The 4,102-nt window shown below is 52.1% G+C and carries 4 protein-coding genes and 1 pseudogene; all 5 read left to right on the top strand.

The features are described 5' to 3' along the window. Window positions 1–2,285, top strand: a 2,285-nt coding sequence (locus ACH2EH_RS14665; protein WP_395142788.1) for a tetratricopeptide repeat protein, incomplete at its 5' end; no start/stop codon positions are given. A gap of 108 nt (window positions 2,286–2,393) precedes the next feature. Beyond that, the gene (locus tag ACH2EH_RS14660; protein ID WP_395142787.1) at window positions 2,394–3,047 is read left to right on the top strand and encodes a hypothetical protein; all 654 of its coding nucleotides are present in this window, start codon (window positions 2,394–2,396) and stop codon (window positions 3,045–3,047) included. A gap of 15 nt (window positions 3,048–3,062) precedes the next feature. Continuing rightward, window positions 3,063–3,509: a hypothetical protein gene (locus ACH2EH_RS14655; protein WP_395142786.1), complete on the top strand. Its 447-nt coding sequence runs from the start codon at window positions 3,063–3,065 to the stop codon at window positions 3,507–3,509. Between the two features lie 85 nt (window positions 3,510–3,594). Then, window positions 3,595–3,852 (top strand): phosphopantetheine-binding protein, encoded by a 258-nt coding sequence (locus ACH2EH_RS14650; protein ID WP_395142785.1) that lies wholly within the window; start codon window positions 3,595–3,597, stop codon window positions 3,850–3,852. Window positions 3,853–3,869: 17 nt separating this feature from the next. Continuing rightward, window positions 3,870–4,102 (top strand): annotated as a pseudogene (locus ACH2EH_RS14645) (hypothetical protein); the annotation flags it as partial.

The raw sequence follows: 4,102 nt of genomic DNA, 5'->3' as shown, positions 1-4,102 counted from the left end.
TGCTCCTTTCCGCCTTCAACCCCAGCACGATGTCGCCGAAGCTTCTGGAAGCAATCTTCGTGGAGCGCGAGCCGCTTGTCCAGGAGCTTCTTGGGAGCATTCGCGGGAGCTTGTCTCCCACCTCAAAAGCCCACTCTCTGATTCTTGGGCCACGGGGTATGGGCAAGACGCATCTCGTCAGCCTGATCTACCACCGTATCCGAGAGGGCAAAAAGGGCGCGGAAGGCTTGGACGAGCACCTGCGGATCGCGTGGCTCCGTGAGGAAGAGCGGGGAATCGCGACGTTCTTTCACCTCCTGCGCCGCATTATTGTGGTGCTGGCCGCCACCTACAAAGACCCGGAGCTAGAGAAACGCCTTACTGATCTGAAGGGCAACTCCCCACAAGACACCCAAGTTCTCGCCGAGCGCCTGCTGGTGGAGTGGCTGGACGGAAAGACACTCCTGCTTCTGGTCGAGAACTTCGAGGATATGCTCCACCGCATGGGCGAGCAGGGCCAGCAAGCCTTTCGTGCCTTCCTGCAAAACCGAAGCTGCTCCCTTGTCCTTGCCACCGCCCCGACCCTCACCGCCGCACTCTCCAAGCAAACTGCGCCCTTCTATAACTTCTTCAACCTGCACACCTTGAAAGAGTTCAGTGTCGAGACCGCCCGCGGCCTCATGCGCCTCATCGCTCAACAGCGCGGCGACAAGGAGTTCGCCGACTTCTTAGAAACCCCCGTCGCCACCGAGCGTCTCCGCGCTATCGAAGACCTCGCAGGCGGCCACCCACGCATCTGGATACTCTTCGCGGGCTTTCTCACCAAAGAAATCCTCGATGATCTCGTCCCCGCCTTCTATAAACTCGTGGATGAACTCACGCCCTACTACCAATCCAAGATGGAAAATCTCCCTGGTCAAGAAGCCCTCATCATCGAAACCCTCTGCGAAAAGCCCGGAGCGATGCCCGTCAAAGAACTCGCTGATGCGTGTTTTCTTGCTCCTAATGCTGTTTCTGCTCATCTGAATGATTTAACTAAACGTGGCTTTGTAAGAAGCGAGAAGCTAGGACGGGAATCTTATTATGAGTTGAGAGAACCGCTTCTGAGAATTTGGATACAGGTAAAAGGAGATAGAGATAAACCTATTCAATTATTAATAGAATTCATAAAAAGGTGGTTTACAATTGAGCAATCCGAAGAGATTTTGGAAACCTTACCAGAAGGAGCGACTGTTAGTAAAAATTATTTCAGATATGCGATCTCTTCAGTGAAAATATCGATTGATATAGCTAATGAGATAGATAGAAATATAGATATTCTTATTGGTAATGGTAATTATAAAAAGGCGTTAGAGTTAGGATACAAAGTTTTAGAATTGAAAGGGGCTAATGCTTCTGGTCAAGATTTTTTTTCGATTGCGTTTCTCCAATCTGAAAATCATGATTATAGAGAATCTCTAAAGTATTTTGATATTGCAATAAGTATTAACCCTAATAATATGATGTTTTTAGTGGGTAAAATCAACGTGCTATTTAAATTGAAAAATATTAATGATGCATATTTATTAGTTAATAAAGCAATAGATAAATTTCCTGATCTGATTGACTGGAAAATAATGAAAGGGAGAGCATTATTATATATGGGAGATCTTAATGGTGCACTGAAATTTTACGATGAAGCGATAAAAATGAAACCTGATTATTCTGAAGCATGGGGTGAAAAAGCACGAGCTCTTTATGTTAATGGTTATTTTGATGAATCGTTGAACTGTTTCGATAAAGCAATAAATTTTGATAAAGAAAAAATAAAATTTTACATACAGAAATCTACTGTTTTTATTACATTAGATAAATGGCGTATGTTTATAAAGAATTTGAAAATCGCATATTCATTAAAGTCTGATAAAAACAAAGAATATGGTGAAGGAGGATGCATTCATGCAATTCTATTGAATAAAAAGAATTTCTTTTTATGGGAAGAAAGAATACCTGATTTATTACTTTTAGCTAAAGAATTTTCACGATTAGGAATATGGGGTGATGAAATAGTAGACAATTTTTCAGAAATCTTGAAGGATGATGTATCTAACCAAGTTGCTGATACATGGCTTGCTGCATGGCAAAAAGCGGGTGCTGGATATGAGGAGATGGAAATCCCTCTACGGATGCTGGCGGCGGCGGTGGAGTGGAAGAAGACGCGGAGTCGGGCGGCGCTTTTGCGGTTGGAGCCGGAGCTGCGCTCGAAGCTGGAGAGTTTGTTGCCGCCTGAAGCAAGTGTGGTGGAAGCACCCCGGCGAAAACGGTAGCGCGGTTGGGGCGCACTCAAAACTGTCCCTCTTCCCAGCAACGAAGGAGCGAACGGGGGAAGAGGGTCCCCGTCTCAGCGGCGGGGAGATGGCAAGGTACAATAGGCAATGCCAGCCACGACACAACCGGACTACGAACAGGTACTGGCTCACCCAGTCTCGGCCTATGAGGAAGGGCTACGATTTCTGCGGGGAGTGGGAATGGCAAATGATACATTGCGGCGGCTGGTGCGGGATCTAGAGCAAAACGGCATTGATTACGCCGTGATCGGAGCGGTGGCGCTCAACCAGCACGGCTACCGGCGCTTCACCGAGGATATAGACATACTTCTCACGCGTGAGGGGCTGGAGCAGTTCCAGAAGACACTTGTCGGGCGCGGCTACCGTCCCGCGTTTCCTGGTGCAACCAAGAAGTTCCGCTCCACCGCTGAGAATGTTCCCGTCGAGATCATCACCACGGGCGAGTATCCAGGGGATGGGAAGCCCAAGGCAATCCAGTTTGGGAATCCGAGCGAGAGCGTCGTTGTGATTGATGGGGTGCGAACCGTCACACTCGAAAAGCTCGTCGAGCTGAAGCTGGCTTCGGGGATGACGGGGAGCGGACGGCTCAAGGATCTGGCCGATGTGCAGGAGCTGATCCGTCTGCTCCCCCTGCTGCGCGAGTTTTCCGAAACACTCCATGAGTACGTGCAAGCCAAGTTTTTAGAACTCTGGGACGATCTTCATGCCGACGACGGCGAGCGCAACCCAGGGAGTGAGTAGCGGGTCAAAGGCCCCATGGAACACCTTGTCTGTCCGAGCTGTGGGGCGCAGAACCTCACGACCGATCCGCAGTGTCTTGCGTGTGGCAAGTCGCTGATCACCCGCGCAGTAGCCATCAAGCCGCCCGAGCCTGAGGGCAACACAGAGCCAGATCTCTCGTTCTGGGAGACCCCTACGGGTCAGCGGCGCATCGCGATTCTTTCGGGAGGCGTGATGCTCCTGTGCCTCTGGGTTCTCCTGAGGGGCATCTTTGGCGTCATGCTCATTCCTCTAGCGATCTGTGTGGGGCTCTGGGAGCTGTGTGCCTGGAGCCGCCAGCGGGAGCAAGACAAGCGCTTCGAGCACGTTCACGACAAGGCATCGCTCCAGGCCGAGCTCGCTCGTCTCGACCGCCCGGACCGTGTCGTGCAGACCAAGTCTGGCCCGGTGTCCGTGCGCGGCTTCGACTCGCATCTGGACTAGTCACAGTGCGAAATTTAGCGGTTTCGGAAAGTCGGGAAACAGGGTAGGATGAGCTGTTGATTGAGCTATCTTAAAGGGGAAACAAATGATCGAGCGCACTATTCAGGAAATCATTGTTGAGCGGCTTGAACTGCCCGTCGCGCCGGAGGAGATTGGGGTGAATGCGCCGCTGTTCTGGGATGCAAGCCAGGGCGGGCTGGGGCTGGACTCGCTGAGCTCGCTGGAGCTACTGGCGGGGCTCTCGGAGCGCTTTGGGCTTCCCATGGAGGATGTTGAGACCCAGGATTTTCGCAGCATCCAGACCTTGGCGGACTACCTGCGCCGCCACGGGATCGAGGACTGATCCGTTCGGCGGGTGTTATGCGTCTGGCGGAAGCGTTTGGCAGAGCGCCCTATCTGCTAGGGCAGTTGTTGGACTGGCCGGTGCAGCGCTACCCCGAGCGGGTGGCGGTTGCCTGCCCCGGGCGAACCTACCGCTTCGCTGAGCTTGCCGCTGCTATCGAGCAGCGCGTAGCCGTGCGTTGTGAGCAAGTTCATCCCGGCGAGTGCTGGGGGCTAGCCCTGCCCAATGGCCCGGAGCTGCTGATTGAGCT

It is taken from the genome of Armatimonas sp., assembly GCF_043760365.1.
GTDB lineage: Bacteria > Armatimonadota > Armatimonadia > Armatimonadales > Armatimonadaceae > Armatimonas.
The sequence above is the reverse complement of the archived record's forward strand: the minus strand, read 5'-3'. Positions and strand labels throughout refer to the sequence as shown.